18 protein-coding genes are annotated in these 16,270 nt (G+C 55.1%); 7 read left to right on the top strand and 11 right to left on the bottom strand.

Annotated elements, in window-relative coordinates:
* Positions 1–60: 60 nt before the first annotated feature.
* Complete coding sequence (locus FNL37_RS11895) at positions 61–669, bottom strand: c-type cytochrome (protein WP_013441078.1); 609 nt, start codon at positions 667–669, stop codon at positions 61–63.
* Positions 670–793: 124 nt separating this feature from the next.
* On the opposite strand from FNL37_RS11895, the gene yihA reads away from it, so the two are divergent.
* The gene (yihA, locus tag FNL37_RS11890; RefSeq protein WP_159356323.1) at positions 794–1,432 is read left to right on the top strand and encodes a ribosome biogenesis GTP-binding protein YihA/YsxC; all 639 of its coding nucleotides are present in this window, start codon (positions 794–796) and stop codon (positions 1,430–1,432) included.
* Between the two features lie 4 nt (positions 1,433–1,436).
* Here yihA and trmB read toward each other — a convergent pair whose 3' ends face one another.
* Positions 1,437–2,153, bottom strand: coding sequence for a tRNA (guanosine(46)-N7)-methyltransferase TrmB (trmB, locus tag FNL37_RS11885; protein ID WP_159356322.1), 717 nt, complete (start codon positions 2,151–2,153; stop codon positions 1,437–1,439).
* 73 nt (positions 2,154–2,226) lie between these two features.
* Positions 2,227–3,384: a class I SAM-dependent methyltransferase gene (locus FNL37_RS11880; protein WP_159356321.1), complete on the bottom strand. Its 1,158-nt coding sequence runs from the start codon at positions 3,382–3,384 to the stop codon at positions 2,227–2,229.
* 48 nt (positions 3,385–3,432) lie between these two features.
* On the opposite strand from FNL37_RS11880, the gene FNL37_RS11875 reads away from it, so the two are divergent.
* The 3 genes from FNL37_RS11875 to topA all read left to right on the top strand — a co-directional run bounded on the left by FNL37_RS11875 (position 3,433) and on the right by topA (position 7,886).
* Positions 3,433–4,185: a pteridine reductase gene (locus tag FNL37_RS11875; protein WP_013441074.1), complete on the top strand. Its 753-nt coding sequence runs from the start codon at positions 3,433–3,435 to the stop codon at positions 4,183–4,185.
* Positions 4,186–4,225: 40 nt separating this feature from the next.
* Entirely contained in the window at positions 4,226–5,158 is a 933-nt protein-coding gene (gene ttcA / locus FNL37_RS11870; protein ID WP_041369889.1) for a tRNA 2-thiocytidine(32) synthetase TtcA, read from the top strand.
* A gap of 154 nt (positions 5,159–5,312) precedes the next feature.
* Positions 5,313–7,886 carry a type I DNA topoisomerase gene (topA, locus tag FNL37_RS11865; protein WP_159356320.1) on the top strand — a complete coding sequence of 858 codons (2,574 nt, stop codon included), beginning with the start codon at positions 5,313–5,315 and terminating at the stop codon, positions 7,884–7,886.
* Between the two features lie 231 nt (positions 7,887–8,117).
* Here the strand turns inward: topA and pbpG are convergent, their stop codons facing one another.
* The gene (gene pbpG, locus FNL37_RS11860) at positions 8,118–9,110 is read right to left on the bottom strand and encodes a D-alanyl-D-alanine endopeptidase (protein WP_015829233.1); all 993 of its coding nucleotides are present in this window, start codon (positions 9,108–9,110) and stop codon (positions 8,118–8,120) included.
* A gap of 200 nt (positions 9,111–9,310) precedes the next feature.
* Here pbpG and gcvH point away from each other — a divergent pair, with 200 nt between their 5' ends.
* Positions 9,311–9,694 carry a glycine cleavage system protein GcvH gene (gene gcvH / locus FNL37_RS11855; protein WP_159356319.1) on the top strand — a complete coding sequence of 128 codons (384 nt, stop codon included), beginning with the start codon at positions 9,311–9,313 and terminating at the stop codon, positions 9,692–9,694.
* A gap of 59 nt (positions 9,695–9,753) precedes the next feature.
* Here the strand turns inward: gcvH and FNL37_RS11850 are convergent, their stop codons facing one another.
* Genes FNL37_RS11850 through FNL37_RS11840 form a run of 3 tightly spaced genes read right to left on the bottom strand, consistent with a single transcriptional unit; the run spans position 9,754 to position 12,079 of the window.
* Positions 9,754–10,140 carry a hypothetical protein gene (locus FNL37_RS11850; RefSeq protein WP_013441068.1) on the bottom strand — a complete coding sequence of 129 codons (387 nt, stop codon included), beginning with the start codon at positions 10,138–10,140 and terminating at the stop codon, positions 9,754–9,756.
* Positions 10,140–10,568 (bottom strand): DNA polymerase III subunit chi, encoded by a 429-nt coding sequence (locus FNL37_RS11845; protein WP_159356318.1) that lies wholly within the window; start codon positions 10,566–10,568, stop codon positions 10,140–10,142. The genes FNL37_RS11850 and FNL37_RS11845 overlap by 1 nt, the downstream gene beginning before the upstream one ends.
* Before the next feature lie 5 nt (positions 10,569–10,573).
* A complete protein-coding gene (locus FNL37_RS11840; protein WP_013441066.1) occupies positions 10,574–12,079 on the bottom strand; it encodes a leucyl aminopeptidase in 1,506 nt (501 codons plus the stop codon).
* A gap of 93 nt (positions 12,080–12,172) precedes the next feature.
* Between FNL37_RS11840 and lptF the strand changes: the two genes are divergently transcribed.
* On the top strand, positions 12,173–13,273 hold the full coding sequence (gene lptF / locus FNL37_RS11835; protein WP_159356317.1) for an LPS export ABC transporter permease LptF: 1,101 nt from the start codon (positions 12,173–12,175) through the stop codon (positions 13,271–13,273).
* The gene (gene lptG, locus FNL37_RS11830; protein ID WP_015829229.1) at positions 13,270–14,340 is read left to right on the top strand and encodes an LPS export ABC transporter permease LptG; all 1,071 of its coding nucleotides are present in this window, start codon (positions 13,270–13,272) and stop codon (positions 14,338–14,340) included. The genes lptF and lptG overlap by 4 nt, the downstream gene beginning before the upstream one ends.
* A gap of 5 nt (positions 14,341–14,345) precedes the next feature.
* Here the strand turns inward: lptG and FNL37_RS11825 are convergent, their stop codons facing one another.
* Genes FNL37_RS11825 through FNL37_RS11810 form a run of 4 tightly spaced genes read right to left on the bottom strand, consistent with a single transcriptional unit; the run spans position 14,346 to position 16,194 of the window.
* Entirely contained in the window at positions 14,346–14,771 is a 426-nt protein-coding gene (locus FNL37_RS11825) for an RDD family protein (protein ID WP_049821859.1), read from the bottom strand.
* Between the two features lie 33 nt (positions 14,772–14,804).
* Entirely contained in the window at positions 14,805–15,251 is a 447-nt protein-coding gene (locus tag FNL37_RS11820; protein ID WP_013441062.1) for a DUF3106 domain-containing protein, read from the bottom strand.
* Positions 15,227–15,601, bottom strand: a complete 375-nt coding sequence (locus FNL37_RS11815; RefSeq protein ID WP_159356316.1) for a DUF3619 family protein — start codon at positions 15,599–15,601, stop codon at positions 15,227–15,229. The genes FNL37_RS11820 and FNL37_RS11815 overlap by 25 nt, the downstream gene beginning before the upstream one ends.
* Positions 15,598–16,194, bottom strand: coding sequence for an RNA polymerase sigma factor (locus tag FNL37_RS11810; RefSeq protein ID WP_159356315.1), 597 nt, complete (start codon positions 16,192–16,194; stop codon positions 15,598–15,600). Before FNL37_RS11810 ends, FNL37_RS11815 begins: the two co-directional genes overlap by 4 nt.
* Between the last annotated feature and the right edge of the window lie 76 nt (positions 16,195–16,270).

Raw genomic sequence — 16,270 nt, 5'->3', positions numbered from 1 at the left:
GGCTTGCAGCCACCCTTAACTTTTTAAAACAGCTATTGGACCAGCCCCGATGGGACTAGCTTAGTGCAGACCCTGAATATAGTCAGCAACCGCTGCCATATCGCTGTCACTCAGCTTGGCAGCCACCATGCGCATCATCTTGGCAGCATCATTGGCACGTTCGCCAGCACGGAATGCCTTCAGCTGGGTCACGGTGTAATCCGCATGCTGACCAGCCAGACGTGGGAACTGCACAGGAATGCCAGCGCCAGCAGGACCGTGACAGGAAGCACAGGCAGGAACACCTACGCCAGGAATACCACCCTTGAAGATTTTTTCGCCAACAGAACCAGCACCATTGCTCTTGGCCGTGCCTTGTTTAGGTGTCTGCGAACCGAAGTATGCACCCAGATTGCTCATGTCTTCAGGGGTCAGATTGGCCACCATGCCAGCCATGATCGGGTTCTTGCGATCGCCAGCCTTGAAGTTGGTGAGTTGCTTGGTAATGTATTCCGGATGCTGACCTGCCAGCTTGGGGTACATAGGCACCATGCTATTGCCATCCGCACCGTGACAGGCCGCGCAGACGGTGGTCGCTGTTGCAGCGCCCTTGCTGGCATCTCCTGCGGCAAAGGCAGAAATGGCGGTCATTGAGCCCAGGGCAAGCACCGCAATGTGACGGAAATTCATATCCAGCTCCTCAAACAATACTACTGATTTAAATATGGTTAAACATTAGCCACGCATTTTATCCAAATTTACGTTATCGTGGTAGCATTTTTGCCCCTTGCTGTCCTTGAATAAGCCTCTATCTATGCCATTGTTTCAAAACGCCACATTCCATATCTCCGCTCATCATCTGAGCGACTTGCCTCCGCCATTCGGAATCGAGGTCGCTTTTGCCGGCCGCTCAAATGCAGGGAAGTCAAGCGCGCTCAACACCATGGCGAATCATAATCGTCTGGCTTTCGTCAGTAAGCAGCCAGGCCGCACGCAGCTGATCAACTTCTTTAGTCTGGGCGGAGATCGTTTTCTGGTGGACTTGCCCGGATACGGCTATGCAAAAGTCCCGGAGAGCATGCGCAAGCACTGGCAGATGACGCTTTCCAATTACCTGAACCACCGCTCATCCTTATACGGACTGGTGTTGGTAATGGATAGCCGCCACCCTTTGACTCCGCTGGACCGGCAAATGCTGGACTGGTTTGGCCCCAGCGGCAAGCCAATACATGTGTTGCTGACCAAGTCGGACAAGCTGTCCAGAAGTGCCGCCATGCTGACCCTGAATGCCGTGCGCAAAGAATTGAATACCACATGGGGCAACTGCTCGGTACAGCTGTTTTCCAGCCTGAAAAAACAGGGCGTGGAAGAAGCCGAAGCCGTCATCGGCAAATGGCTGTTTCCACCACAGGATCACACCACAGAAGAACCCTCCGAGAGCCCTGCGGAGTAAGGCTCTATTTTCGGGTGAAGATAATATCCCAGACGCCGTGGCCCAGCTTGATGCCACGGTTTTCAAACTTGGTTAAGGGTCGGTAATCCGGCTTCTCGGCATACGTATCCGCCGTATTGCGCAACTGCGGCTCCCCCTGCAACACCTCCAGCACCCACTCGGCATATTCCTGCCAATCTGTCGCCACATGCAGATAGGCGCCGGGTTTAAGCTTGCTGCACAGAAGCTGTACAAAAGCCGCCTGAATCAAGCGGCGCTTGTGATGGCGCTTTTTATGCCAGGGATCCGGGAAGAAAATATGCACGCCATCCAGGCTCGCATCCGGGATCATGTGCTGCAACACCTCGACGGCGTCATGCTGAATCACCCGGATATTCTCCAGGTGCATTTCGCCTACCAGCTTGAGCAGGCTGCCGACGCCAGGGGTATGCACTTCCACGCCTATAAAGTCACGATCGGGTTGTAACTGGGCGATTTTTGCGGTGCTATCCCCCATGCCAAAGCCGATCTCGAGAATTTTTGGACTCTCCGCCCGGCCAAATACCTGATCAAGCGCGATGGGTTCCGGCTGATACGCGACGCCATAAACTGGCAGCCACTGCTCCAATGCCTTGCGCTGCCCTTCGGTCAGTCGCCCCTGCCGTAATACGAAGCTGCGAATGGGGCGATGCTTGGGATTGTCCTGCTCACCCGGGGGCAGCTCATGCTCTTTATGTTCCATACCGGTCACAATGCAAATTACGTTAAACCGCCATTATAACGGAGGGGGCATGGCGCCCCAGCGGGAATTTGGATTACAGGGTATGTCGTTTGTCGCCGCGGCCAAAGCCACGCAAAGGCTCATCAACACCGCGCCCAACAGCGATCACCTTGAATAGCTCGCCCATCTCCGCCGGGGATAGCAGTTTCTGGGCAGACGAAGCAAGCGGTGCATATGCAGCGACATCATGCGGGGACACCTCGGCAAGACACTCCGTAATGCCGCAGTTGATAAGGAATTGCGCCTGACTGGCATAGCCCATGACAGCCAGCCCCTGTTGCATGGCAGATTCGGCAATCCGGGTGAAATCCACGTGCGCCGTAATATCCTGCAAGCCGGGGTATAAAAACGGATCCGTATGCGCATGGTGGCGATAGTGGCACATCAGCGTACCTTGCTGGCGTTGTGGGTGGTAATACTCATGGCGAGGAAACCCGTAATCAATCAGCAGCACGACACCACGTTGCAACATGCTGGCAAGGCTGGCTATCAGGCCACCAGCGGCCATACAGATTTCGGTGGTGTACGACTCAGGCAATCGAGTCTCGCGGAATGCGGCCTGAATGAGCGCATCAGCTGGCCGATCAACCCACTGCAATTCAGCATCTGGCGCAAGCCCAACGCCGCGTTGCCACAGCCCATCGGCCTGCTGATGGACAATATGCACGGGCAAGGCATCCAGCACTTCATTCCCCAGCACCAGGCCGGAAAACGCCTCGGGCAGGCTATCCAGCCATTCCACGCGTTGCATCAAATGCGGGGGCAAAACTTTCTGCAAGTAATCCTTCTGCACCTGCCGCAAGTAAGCGCTTATCTCCAGAATGCGGTATTGTGATGGCAGCTGCTGCAGGCGATCCAGCTCCAGCAGCAAATCGGCCGCCAACCGGCCACTGCCGGCACCCAGCTCAAGCACATCCCCAGCAGTTGCAGAGAGTATGTCGGCAGCCTGCGTGGCAAGGGTGCGGGCGAATAGTGGAGAAAGCTCGGGAGCCGTAACAAAATCTCCTGCCGGACCGAACTTTTTGGCCCCGGCACTGTAATACCCAAGGCTTGGTGCATACAGCACCAAATCCATGTATTGTGCAAAGTCCAGCCAGCCGCCCGCCTCTGCAATATGCCTGCCAATATGCAGCTTCAATTGCTGACTGTGGGCAGCCGCGTCGGCATCTGGTTTTGGTAATGAATTGATCATGATAGCTCGGCATTATAAACAGCAGTGGGCACTATTTCGGAAACTGGCGTGAATTCAAATCTTAATGACAAAGTAGTACTGATTACCGGGGGAGCCAAGCGCGTGGGCGCCTCCATCTGCCGCCTGCTGCATGCTGGCGGCGCAAAGCTGATGATCCATTACCGCAGCTCGGCGAGCGAAGCCCGGGCCCTGCAATCCGAACTCAACCTGCAACGGCCAAATTCAGTCGCCATTATCCAGGCGGATCTGTTGAATATCGCGGTACTGCCGAGCCTGATTCAGGAAACGATCAAGCAGTTCGGCAAACTGGACGTGCTGATCAATAACGCCTCCAGCTACTACGCCACCGAGCTCGGCCAGATCAGCGAAGACGCCTGGACAGACCTTGTCGGTTCCAACCTCAAAGCACCGTTGTTCCTGTCGCAAGCAGCAGCGCCCGAGCTGCGCAAAAATAGCGGCTGCATTATCAACATTACCGACATGCATGTGGAACGGCCGAAGAAAGGCTACATCGTCTACAGCGTGGCCAAAGCGGGTCTGGTCACCCTGACAAAATCGCTCGCGCATGAGCTCGGACCAGAAGTCCGCGTTAACGCCGTGGCGCCCGGCCCCGTGCTATGGCCGGAAGACAACCCGCAATTTGACGAGGTGTATCGACAACGCGTTATTTCGCAAACCCTGCTGAAGCGCATAGGCGAGGGGGACGATGTGGCCAAAGCCGTTCGCTTCCTGATTCAGGATGCGCCGTTTGTCACCGGGCACGTGATGGCCATTGATGGTGGTCGCTCGCTTAACTTGTGAGCCATGCATCAAATCCGGATGCATACTTTATAATAGCCGCATGAAACATTATCCCGACAACGTCTCCGCCAACTTCCTGAAGTTGCGCAACAGCCTGATCAGTGCCACTGGCAAAGCCATTGGTGATTACAACATGATTGAAGACGGCGACACCGTGCTGGTCTGCATGAGCGGCGGCAAGGATTCGCATGCCATGCTGATGCTGTTGCTGGCCCTGCAGGAACGCGCACCGGTGGATTTCAAGCTGATCGCCATGAATCTGGACCAGAAGCAGCCCAACTTCCCGGAAGATGTCCTGCCAGCCTATCTGGAAAAGCTGGGCGTAGAATACCGCATCGTCGAAGCCGACACCTATTCCATCGTCAAGGAAAAAATCCCCGAAGGCAAAACCACCTGCTCACTGTGCTCGCGCCTGCGTCGCGGCATTATTTACAGCACGGCAAAAGCCCTGGGCGCCAATAAAATTGCCCTGGGCCATCATCGCGACGATATTGTGCAGACCCTGTTTCTGAATATGTTCTTTGGCTCCAAGCTCAAAGCCATGCCGCCCAAGCTCAGTACCAATCGCGGCGAATTCATGGTGATCCGCCCGCTGGCCTATTGTGCTGAAAAAGACATTGCCGCCTACGCCAGGGGCATGGAATTCCCGATTATTCCTTGCGACCTGTGTGGCTCGCAGGAAAATCTGCAACGCCAAAAAATCAAGGACATGCTGAACGCGTGGGAACGCGAACAGCCCGGCCGCATCAATAATATTTTCCGTGCGATTACCAATGTCGAGCCATCGCACCTGGCCGATACTGACTTATACGACTTCAAAGGCCTGACCAGCGCATCGCTGGAAGATGAGGACCCCTTGTTTGGCGACATCGCCAAGGAAGAGCAGCCCGCGCTTGCCATGGCTAGTCAGGAAGGTACCCGCATTGAGTTTCGCCGTCCGGAAAATCGATTGAGTGCCGACATCGAAGCTTGATCAGGGGTAAACCCGCCATTTTGCGCACTTGCCGACGGCTAGATAAAAGTTGCAAAATAGTGGCGAGACAAGCCCTTGACACGCGACTTTCCTTGTCTAGTCACGGATTTACTCTTATTATCTGCCACTCTTGCCATCGTCTGCGCCCACGTCAATGTCCAAACTGCTGATTGTTGAATCACCATCAAAAGCCAAAACCCTGAAAAAATATCTGGGTAGCGACTTTGAGGTCCTTGCCTCTTATGGGCACGTGCGTGACCTGATTCCCAAGAACGGCGCGGTGGATCCGGAAAATGACTACGCCATGAAATACGAAGTCATCGACCGCAACTCCAAGCATGTCGATGCCATCGCCAAGGCTGTACGGGCTTCTGATGCCATCTACCTCGCAACCGACCCGGACCGCGAAGGTGAAGCCATTTCCTGGCATATTGCCGAAATCCTGAAAGACAAAAAGCTGATCAAGGACAAACTGATCAAGCGCGTGGTCTTTCATGAAATTACCAAAACTGCAGTGCAGAATGCGATTGCCAGCCCGCGCGACATCTCCATGCCGCTGGTCAACGCACAGCAGGCACGCCGCGCACTGGATTACCTGGTGGGCTTCAATCTGTCGCCCCTGCTGTGGAAAAAAATTCGCCGTGGTCTCTCTGCTGGCCGCGTGCAGAGTCCGGCCTTGCGCCTGATTGTCGAGCGCGAGCTTGAGATTGAGGCATTCAAGAGCCAGGAATACTGGACCATCCATCTGGAATCCAAGAAACATCAGCATCTGTTTGACGCACGCCTGGTGCAACTGGATGGCAGCAAGGTCGAACAGTTTACGGTGACCAATGAAACGCAGCAGGCCGAAATCGTAGGCAAGCTGCTGCTCGCCAGCGCGGGCAAAACCACGGTCAGCCGCGTAGAGAAGAAACAGAAAAACCGCAGCCCGGCGGCGCCTTTCACGACGTCCACGCTGCAACAGGAAGCCGTGCGCAAACTGGGGTTCACCACCAGCCGCGCCATGCGCATTGCGCAGCAGCTGTATGAAGGTATTGATGTTGGTAACGGTACCGTGGGTCTGATCACCTACATGCGTACGGACAGCTTCAGCATGGCCGCCGAGGCCGTCATGCAGATCCGTGACTACATCAAGCGCAACTTCGAGCCTGACTATCTGCCGAAGTCGCCCATCATGTATAAGACCAAGGCCAAGAACGCCCAGGAAGCCCACGAAGCGATACGTCCAACCGATATCACGCGCACACCGCAAAGCCTGAAAAACTACCTGACGCCCGAGCAGTTCCGCCTTTATGAAATGATCTGGAAGCGCGCCCTTGCCTGTCAGATGGCACCTGCCAAGTTTGATGCCGTCAGCGTCGATCTGGCGGTGGGTTCGGATGCCAACCTGTTCCGCGCCACCGGTCAAACCATGATTTTCCCCGGCTTTATTGCCGTATACATGGAAGGCCAGGACGATGCCGAGGAAGAAGCTGAAGCCAAGCTGCCGCACCTGGAAACTGGCGAAGTGCTGGACGTGAACAAGATTTTTGGCGACCAGCATTTCACTGAACCACCTCCGCGCTACTCTGAAGCCAGCCTGGTAAAGGTGCTGGAAGAATATGGCATTGGCCGCCCCTCCACCTACGCCAGCATTATCTCCACCCTGCAGGACAGAGAGTACGTGCTGCTGGACAAGAAACGCTTTACACCAACCGACGTGGGCCGCGTCGTCAATAAATTCCTGACCGAGCATTTCACTCGCTATGTGGATTACGGCTTTACCGCCAACCTCGAAAACGAGCTGGATGATATCGCTGAAGGCGAACGCGAGTGGGTCCCCGTGCTGGATGATTTCTGGCAAGGCTTTAACAAGCAGTTGCTGGAAAAAGCCAATATCGACCGCGCGGAAATCACCCAGGAAGATATTGGCGAGGCCTGCCCCAAGTGCGGCAAGCCATTGCACTCCCGCCTTGGCCGTTTCGGCAAGTTTATCGGCTGCTCCGGCTATCCGGAATGTGACTACATCCGCAATACGGGCAGCAACGCCGCCGCCAGCAGCGAACCTGTGATCATGGGCCACGATCCGGCAAGCGACAAGGATATCCTGCTACTGAACGGCCCTTACGGCCCTTATCTGCAACTGGGGCTGCCAGAAGGCAGCAAAAAGAAACCCAAACGCGTCAGCATCCCCAAAGAAATTCCGCTGGCGAATGTAGATCTGGAAGTCGCCATGAAGCTGATCGCCTTGCCGCGCGATCTGGGTCAACACCCAGAAACCGGCAAGAAGATTGTGGCCAACATCGGCCGCTTTGGACCGTATGTTAATCACGATGGCAAGTTTAAGTCCATTCCTCGCTCGGACAGCGTGTTCGATATCGATCTGCCGCGCGCGGTCGAACTGCTGGCCCAAGCCAAATCCGGCCCGGCGCCACTCAAGGACCTCGGCAAGCACCCCACGGAAGACGGCAATATCGAAGTTTATGCAGGCCGCTATGGCCCCTATGTGCAGCATGGCAAATTGCGCGCCACCCTGCCCAGCAGCGAGGCACCAGAAGAGCTGACCATGGAAGAAGCACTGGCACTGCTGGCAGCCAAAGCCGCCAAGGAAGCCCCGGCCAAGAAACCCGCTGCCAAGAAAAAAACCACGGCTGCTAAAAAACCAGCGGCAAAAACGGCGACCAAAAAAACCACGGCCACCAAGAAACCGGCCACGCGTGCCAAAAAAACGGCTGTGACAGAAAGCTAAGACCGGATCAGCAGCTACTCTCCCCAAGCGTTGGCGGAGGTAGCTGCCATGTCACATATCAACCTCTGCCTTTGGAAAGGGGCACATTGCTCTGCTTCACCCCTCTCCCCCTCAATGCGCTAATACCCCTACTAATTTTAGCCGTCCAGCAGCCTTTACCCAATAAAAAACCCCATCTTTCGATGGGGTTAGCCGGCACTACACAGCGGCTTTACGCCGCTCTTATAAACACTAGCTCATATGGCGAGAGACGTTGCTGCTCTCTATCCATTTACGAATACGTTGGGCATCACCAATACGTGAGTACTTGCCATAGGAATCCAGCAGCACGATGATCATGGGCTGGCCAGCAATTTCCGCCTGCATCACCAGACAACGGCCTGCCTCGTTGATAAAGCCGGTCTTGGAAAGGCCAATCACCCAATCACTGTTACGAACCAGCACATTGGTATTTACAAAGTTGATCGGGTTGCGCAAGCCATATACCGGGACCTCCTGAGAGGCAGACGTGCTGACCTGGCGGATTTCAGGGTATTGATACGCTGCGCGTACCATCTTGACCAGGTCTTCCGCCGTCGAGATGTTCGCACTGTTCAGACCGGTAGGATCAACAAACTGGCTATGCGCCATGCCCAGCATGGACGCCTTGGCATTCATGGCGCGAATAAAGGCAGTCAAGCCACCAGGGTAGTTGCGGCCCAGGGCCGATGCTGCACGATTTTCGGATGACATCAGGGCGAGATGCAGCATTTCGGCGCGCGTCAGCGTGGTTCCCAGACGCAAGCGTGAGCTGGTGCCTTTCAGGGTGTCCACATCGGCCTCGTTGATGGTCAGCAGTTCATCCATCGGCAGATGCGCATCCAGCATCACCATCGCTGTCATCAGTTTGGTAACGGATGCAATGGGCGTCGCCTGATCCACGCTCTTGGCATACAGCACTTCCCCCGTCTCCTGATTGACAATCAGTGCCTTGGAAGAAGCGAGCTGCAGGTTGGAAGGATGATCTTCCTGAAAAACACCGGGGTGGTATGCGGCTTTCTGGACCTGATATTTGCGATCAGCACGAATGGTGCGAATGATTTTGCGACTACTTACTTTGGTTTTGGCTGGCTTGGACTTGGCTACAACGCGCTTGGTAGACTTTTGTGTCGTAGCGGCTTCAACCACGAGGGGAGGCATGGACAGGGTGAACGCCGTCACCATAATAAGAAAATTTCGTAACATTGCGGCCTGTCCTTCTAAAACGATTAGCTGGATATTATCCAAATAATCACAATTTGTCATCAAGATAGCGAAGATTCTTTACGCGCTGGTTTAGCTGTATGCCGAGTTTTTCCAGCGGTGCAAAAATCCGCACGGCGGACCTGCCAGAGCCGGTCAGCTTATGCGAAAATAAGCCATATCTCATCTAACGGCGCGATCTCATGAAAATTAAGGACAATCTGCATTATTCTGCCGAACATCTCTGGGTCTCCCCTACGGAGCAAGCCGGGATTTTTAATGCAGGCATCACGGATTATGCGCAGGATCTGCTGGGCGATATTGTCTATGTCGAGGCGCCCCAGCCCGGGACTGAGCTTAAAGCAGGCCAGGCATGCGGGCTGGTTGAGTCCGTCAAGACTGGCTCAGACCTGCATGCACCGCTGGATGGCGTCGTGACTGCGATCAATGCCGATCTGCAAGGCACTCCAGAACTCATCAATGACAAACCTTATGAAGCCTGGATATTCCAGTTCAAGGCCAATAACGCAGCCGATGTGGAGAAATTACTGGATGCCGCTGGCTACGAAGCACAGCTGGGGCAGTAAAGACTGCGGCGCTGGCTTTCGCCATGTGGACAAGAAAACGGCCCCGTATGGGGCCGTTTCTATTCAGACTTATTGACAGCGAGGCTGATGAGTTTCAGCCTCACCTGCTCTGCCAATTCTTGCGTGAGCTTGTTTTGCAAACCCGGGATCAGTTGATCCAGGCTTTCCGTAAGCACTTTGTTGATCGTGGACCGTATCAGCGGTAGCATGTCGTCCAGCACAGCTTCATACGATGCAGTGGTGCTGGCACCCGGGATGGACAATGCCTGTTGCTGCATACTCTCCGGTTTCATTTGCACGGTGGAACCCACGTAGACATCTGTCAGCATGGGAATATCGGCCGTCTCCACCGGATCCACAGCCGGCACTCCAGCCTGCTGTGTCAACAAGCTGATACGACCAAGCACAGCCGCCAGATCATCCCCTGGGCGATTAACCGGTTCCATCACAATGCCGCTCCATTTTCATCAAAGGTTCTAATTTCATAGCCACGGTCACGATAAAAGCGATACCTGACGCGTGCTTGTGCCTTATCGGCCTCATCCTTGCCCACAATCTCGATCAATCGGCGAAACCGGCTGAAAAACGGCGGGTGCTGATGCTGCAGGTTGATCAGCACATCGTCGTGTATCAGTGGCTCACCCTTAAAGTCCAGCACGATAGGGGTTTCTGACGCCAGCGGATGCTGGGCCCGGCAATGCGGCACAAAACTCAGGGCCGACCCGCTCCATAACACGCGCTCCAGTTCGGAAAGCACCGCTTCGTCGGGGCCGAACACCATCATGCGGCGCCCTTTGGACACCGCACGCTGGCTAAGCTCAGCCACCTTGTCGAGCTTATTGCCTACGTTAAAGAAAAATTCAATACGGGTCATGCGGATTACTTGGCAGCGCGTTTCACCAGAAACTCGGTCAGCAAAGGCACGGGGCGACCTGTGCCGCCTTTGTCCTTGCCAGACTTCCAGGCCGTACCGGCGATATCCAGGTGCGCCCACTCGTACTTTTTGGTGAAACGCGACAGGAAGCAGGCCGCGGTAATGCTGCCGCCTGCACGGCCACCGATATTCGCCATATCGGCAAAGTTGCTGTCCAGCTGTGGCTGGTAATCTTCCCACAGCGGCATGTGCCAGGCACGGTCATGCGCCGTTTCACCAGCTGCCAGCAGCTCTTGTGCCAGCTTGTCATTGTTGCTGAACAAGCCACTGGCATGGTGACCCAGCGCAATCACGCAAGCACCGGTCAGGGTAGCGATATCGACCACGGCGGCTGGCTCAAAGCGTTCAGCATAGGTCAGCGCATCACACAGAATCAGGCGGCCTTCGGCATCGGTGTTCAGTACCTCAATGGTCTGGCCAGACATGCTGGTCAATACATCACCGGGCTTGATGGCGGTGCCGTCCGGCATATTTTCGCAGGTCGGGATCACGCCCACGACGTTCAGCGGCAAATCCATTTCTGCAATCGCCTTGAAGGTACCCAACACACTGGCGGCGCCACACATGTCGTACTTCATTTCATCCATTTCAGCGCCAGGCTTGATCGAAATACCGCCGGTATCAAACGTGATGCCCTTACCAACCAGTACCACTGGTTTTTGGCTCTTCTTGCCTTTTTTGTGCTGCAGCACGATCAATTTAGGTGGCTGCGCACTGCCTTGCGCCACACCGAGGAAAGAACCCATGCCCAGCTTGGCGATCTGGTCGCGATCCAGCACTTCCACCTGCAAGCCATATTGCTTGCCCATGGCTTTGGCTTGATCGGCCAGGTAAGTTGGCGTACATACATTGGGCGGCAGGTTGCCGAGATCCTTGGTCAGGCTTACACCTGCGGCCAATGCCAAACCTTGCTTGAGACCGCTCTCGGCCAGCTTGCCTTCTGATTTTTCGATAAAAGCCACGGCGACCTTGGCAACACGCTTGGCAGATTTTGCCTTTTCTTCCTGCGCGGCCTTGCCCTTCATGACATCAAACCGATAATCCACGTCTTGCCCGATCTCGGCGATCTGAGCTGCCTTCCATGCTGCATCCTGTTTCTTCACCGGCAGATCAGCAAGGTAAGTACTGGCGGCCTTGACGCTGGTACCACTCAGCGCCTTGAAAGAAGCACGCACTGCCTGGCGATATTCGCGTTCCTTGAATTCAGTAGCCTTGCCCAGGCCAACCAGCAATACGCGATCACTGGCGATACCCGGCACGCTATGCAACATCAGGGAGGAACCCAGCTTACCGTCGAGATCGCCGCGCGCCAGTACCGTGGTCAGATAACCTTCGGCAGCACGATCCAGCGCCACCGCGGCTTCACTCAGTTTGCGCGTATCAAATACACCCACGACGATGCAATCACTACGTTGCTTTTCCGGATTGCCGGTTTTTATGCTAAATTCCATTCCAAGTTATCCTTTTTATTAAGCTTCTTTTGATTATCCTGCGTTTTCGCTGTAACTCAAAATCCTTGATCACAAGACCATTTAATTAAGCCTATGCTCTTCAAACGATCCCTGCTGCAAGAGCTTGTGGGCACCGCCATTGGCGCTTTCCTGGTGCTGTTTGGCATCGTGATTGCGCAACGCGTTGCCTACTATATTGGCGTGGCCGCCAAAGGCAGCCTGGCAAGCGATGCCATCAATACTTTGTTGGGCTTCAGCATGCTGAAGTTCCTGCCCATGATTCTTTCCCTCACCATATTCCTGGCGGTGTTGCTGACACTGACCCGCTGGCACCGCGATAGTGAAATGGTAGTGTGGTTCAGCTCAGGCATGGGCCTGGCTGGCTGGATACGCCCTGTGCTGACATTCGCCATCCCGGTAGTAGCCGTGATTGCGGTGCTGAGCCTGTTCGTCACGCCATGGGCCACCAATAAAGGTTCTGAATTCCGCGATCAGCTCAAAAGCCGCGACGAGCTCGCTTCCATCAGCCCAGGCGTCTTCAAGGAATCGCGCAACGCCGATCGCGTATTCTTTGTCGAGAGCTTTGACGAGCTGGGCAATGTCGTCAAAAACATTTTCGTACAATCAGTGCAGCATCAGCGCCTGGGCGTAGTCGTCGCTAGCCAGGGACATCGCACTGTGGCTGACAATGGCGATAACTTCCTGGTGATGGAATATGGCCGCCGCTACGAAGGCAAACCGAATACGGCGGAATTTTCCACCACCGAGTTTGAGCGTTATTCCATCCGCATTGAACCCAACGAAGTGAAAGAAGAGCCGCCCGGCACCGCCGCCCTCGGCAGCGTGGAATTGCTGAAGAACCATAACCCCGCCAACAATGCCGAACTGCAATGGCGTCTCGCCATCCCGATCTCCGCATTCCTGCTGGTCTTGCTGGCCATTCCCCTGAGTTTTGTGGATAACCGCTCCGGCCGCTCCGCCAACATGATGCTGGCATTGCTGATCTACATCATTTACAACAACATGCTCAGCATCGTGCAGGCCTGGCTCACGCAAGGCAAACTGAATCCCGTTGTCGGGCTGTGGCCGGTGCATGTGTTCTTCCTGCTGCTGACTATCTGGATGTTTTATCGCCGTCTGCTGCAACGTCCACTGATACCGGCATTCTGGAAATTAAGCTGGTTCAAGTCATGAAACTGCTTAACCGTTACCTGACGCAGGAAATCGTTTCCAGCATCATGCTGATCATGGTGGCCTTGCTCGCCATGTTCTCGTTTTTTGACCTGATCCAGGAACTGGAAAGCATAGGCAAAGGCACCTATGGCTTGAACAAGGTGCTAATGTTTGTGCTGCTGAGCGCCCCAGGCCACGTTTATGAGGTGGTGCCCGTCGCCGTGCTGGTCGGCACCATGTATGCGCTGGGCCAGCTATCGCGACACTCTGAACTGATCATCCTGCGTGTCAGTGGCATCTCGATTGCGACCATTGCCCGCTCACTACTGAAAGTCGGCCTGATTTTCGCTGTCATCACCTTCTTTGTCGGCGAATTTGTCACACCATATAGTGAAAAAACCGCACAGCGCCTGCGTATTCAGGCCACGGACTCTGTGGTGGCCCAGGATTTTCGCTCTGGTCTTTGGGTAAAGGATGGCCGCAGCTTCGTCAATGTGGAAGAAGTGATGCCGGACTCGGAGCTCATGAATATCCACATTTACGAATTTGATGACACCTTCCACCTGCGCACCATCAGTGACGCCAAAACCGGTCGTTTTGATGGAGAAAACTGGCATCTGAAGGATGTGCAGCAAACACATTTTCTGGATAAAACGGTCAAATCCGAGTTTTTCCCGCAGGCGCAATGGCAATCGCTCATCCGCCCGGAGCTGCTGAATGTACTGCTGGTGGTGCCGGAAAAAATGTCCGCCTGGAACCTGTATTTCTATATCCACCACTTGAGCGCCAACAAGCAGAAAACCTCGCGGCATGAAATCGCTCTCTGGTCAAAAATGGTGTATCCGCTGGCTTCGCTGGTCATGGTCGTACTGGCACTGCCATTCGGCTTTTTGCAACAGCGCTCGGGTGGCGCCAGTGCCAAGATTTTTGCCGGGATCATGCTGGGGATTGTGTATCAGGTATTGAACCGGGTGTTTGTTCACTTGGGGCTGCTCAACGACTGGTCGCCGCTCATGAGTGCGGTGGTACCGACATTGCTCTTCCTGCTGGCTGGCCTGACCATGCTGTTCATGGCGGAGCGCCGTTAGCTGCTCTATTTGGCAGGCCGCTTGGGTGGCTCCAGTTGCAAACGGCACCCGGTCAGGCGGTCATGCAGATACAGGCCTTCCCGATCAAACAAGGCCCATAAAAACCCCACCCCGAAAAACACACTGGCGATGACATAGCGCAAGCAAGCCTGCCGCCAGTCCAATGCCCCACCCTCGCGATTGGTGACGCGAATGCGCCAGGTCTGCATCGCCAGCGTCTGTCCGCCATGCCGCCATGACCAGACCAGATACCCACCCGCCACCAGCCATAAATATCCCTGCAGAATATAGCGCGCCGGCGGCTCGGTTGCGCTGCCCAGCAGGATGACAAACAGAAAGGTAGCAAAAAACAGGATGGCCACCAGCAGCAAGGCTTCATAAAGCATAGCGGCAAGGCGGCGTGGCCAGCGGGGGGAATCAGGTAGCGTCATGAGCAAAGTGGGCCCGGCCAGATTTGGCGCGAGCTAGTTATCAAGTTCGTTAGCGTCGTAAAGATCGGGCTGATCGCGGCGCAAGCCTTCACGCTGAGCTTCAGGCAGGCTCTGGTATTCGCGCCATTTCTTGCGCAATTCTTCCTGCTTTTCGGGCGGCAAGGACTGGAACTGCTGGTATTTCTTGCGCGCATTCTCGCGTTCGAACGGCGTCATGCGGCTCCAGTCATTCAGGCGCTGCTGAACACGCGCCTGTTGCTGGGCATTCATCTTGGGGTAATCCCGGGCAATATCCAGCATTTTCTCGCGTTGCCAGGGGCGCAGGGTATCCCACTCCTTGGAAAGCGGATTCAATACCTTGCGTTGATCTTCCGTGAGTTGCGACCACTTCAACATCACGCTCTTGCTATCTTCTGCCCAGGCCTGCCCACTCAGCAGGACCAGCAGCAGCAAGCCTAGCGCGCGTTTTGTTGCAGCCATGTATCAAACCCTTTATCCAGATATGCTTCAGGCGGCAACTCGGACCCCAGCAGAAATGCATCGCCCTGCTCCAGCTGATGTTGGCCGATCACATGCTGCGTGACGATAAAACCGAGCACCAGCGCTCCCAGCAGCAATGCCGCCGATGTCAGCAGGCGATGATGCACGACATAATTGCCCAGGTTGTGAAATACACCATTGTGGCCCGCCGCCTGCCATTGCGGCTGCATGGCCGAGACGGCGCGCTCGCGGGCAACGGCCAGACGGCGAATGACGTCTTCATCCAGGTCTTCGACACTGGCGTCCAGGGCTTGGACGACGAGTTTGACGGTAGATTCTTGCTGGTTCATGATCCGGCTCCAGGTTTCTTGAGTCCCTGTTGATTAAATCCATAGTGTTGTAGTGTTGCTGCAAGCGCATGCACTGCTCTGGAGCAATGGGTCTTGACGCTTCCCTCTGAGCATCCCATCGCGGCGGCAGTTTCGGCGACATCCATATCCTCCCAGTAACGCATCAGGAAAGCTTCCCGTTGACGTGCTGGTAGTTTTTCTATCGCGCGTTCAATTATAGCAATCGTTTGACTGCGCTCAAGCTGCGCCTCGGGCTCATCCTCGCTGCGCTGCCCGGTTTCCATGGTCTCTAGGGGGTCATGCTCATCATCGTCCTCTGCCGAGTGGCCGCCAAAGGAGGAAAGCAAGGAGGTCCAGAGATTGCGCACTTTCTGACGGCGCCAGAAATCGCGCATGGTGTTCTGCAGTATGCGTTGAAACAGCATGGGGAATTCTTCCACTGGCCGCGCGCCATACTTTTCAGAAAGCTTGAGCATGGCATCTTGCACAATATCGAGTGCAGCGTGCTCATCCCGCACGGCATAAGCCGTTTGCCGATAGGCGCGCCGTTCGACCTCGGCTAGAAAGGTTGAAAGTTCCTGAGCTGTTGCCATTTTCTATGCGGTTGCAGACATAATGTAGTGGGTACAGACGGGCATGGTCTTGAGATATAAAACAGCGATCGAATGG

The organism is Methylovorus glucosotrophus, from assembly GCF_009858335.1.
In the GTDB taxonomy this organism is placed as follows: Bacteria; Pseudomonadota; Gammaproteobacteria; order Burkholderiales; family Methylophilaceae; genus Methylovorus; species Methylovorus glucosotrophus.
The sequence above is the reverse complement of the archived record's forward strand: the minus strand, read 5'-3'. Positions and strand labels throughout refer to the sequence as shown.

Excerpts from the sequence above, each read along its gene's own strand:
- FNL37_RS11815 (WP_159356316.1), bottom strand. The coding sequence starts at position 15,601 with ATGAACCAGCAAGAATCTACCGTCAAACTCGTCGTCCAAGCCCTGGAC.
- gcvH (WP_159356319.1), top strand. The coding sequence starts at position 9,311 with ATGAAAATTAAGGACAATCTGCATTATTCTGCCGAACATCTCTGGGTC.
- ttcA (WP_041369889.1), top strand. The coding sequence starts at position 4,226 with ATGAAACATTATCCCGACAACGTCTCCGCCAACTTCCTGAAGTTGCGC.
- trmB (WP_159356322.1), bottom strand. The coding sequence starts at position 2,153 with ATGGAACATAAAGAGCATGAGCTGCCCCCGGGTGAGCAGGACAATCCC.
- topA (WP_159356320.1), top strand. The coding sequence starts at position 5,313 with ATGTCCAAACTGCTGATTGTTGAATCACCATCAAAAGCCAAAACCCTG.
- FNL37_RS11825 (WP_049821859.1), bottom strand. The coding sequence starts at position 14,771 with ATGACGCTACCTGATTCCCCCCGCTGGCCACGCCGCCTTGCCGCTATG.
- FNL37_RS11845 (WP_159356318.1), bottom strand. The coding sequence starts at position 10,568 with ATGACCCGTATTGAATTTTTCTTTAACGTAGGCAATAAGCTCGACAAG.
- FNL37_RS11840 (WP_013441066.1), bottom strand. The coding sequence starts at position 12,079 with ATGGAATTTAGCATAAAAACCGGCAATCCGGAAAAGCAACGTAGTGAT.
- lptF (WP_159356317.1), top strand. The coding sequence starts at position 12,173 with ATGCTCTTCAAACGATCCCTGCTGCAAGAGCTTGTGGGCACCGCCATT.
- FNL37_RS11810 (WP_159356315.1), bottom strand. The coding sequence starts at position 16,194 with ATGGCAACAGCTCAGGAACTTTCAACCTTTCTAGCCGAGGTCGAACGG.
- FNL37_RS11850 (WP_013441068.1), bottom strand. The coding sequence starts at position 10,140 with ATGGAACCGGTTAATCGCCCAGGGGATGATCTGGCGGCTGTGCTTGGT.
- lptG (WP_015829229.1), top strand. The coding sequence starts at position 13,270 with ATGAAACTGCTTAACCGTTACCTGACGCAGGAAATCGTTTCCAGCATC.
- pbpG (WP_015829233.1), bottom strand. The coding sequence starts at position 9,110 with ATGTTACGAAATTTTCTTATTATGGTGACGGCGTTCACCCTGTCCATG.
- yihA (WP_159356323.1), top strand. The coding sequence starts at position 794 with ATGCCATTGTTTCAAAACGCCACATTCCATATCTCCGCTCATCATCTG.
- FNL37_RS11895 (WP_013441078.1), bottom strand. The coding sequence starts at position 669 with ATGAATTTCCGTCACATTGCGGTGCTTGCCCTGGGCTCAATGACCGCC.
- FNL37_RS11820 (WP_013441062.1), bottom strand. The coding sequence starts at position 15,251 with ATGGCTGCAACAAAACGCGCGCTAGGCTTGCTGCTGCTGGTCCTGCTG.
- FNL37_RS11880 (WP_159356321.1), bottom strand. The coding sequence starts at position 3,384 with ATGATCAATTCATTACCAAAACCAGATGCCGACGCGGCTGCCCACAGT.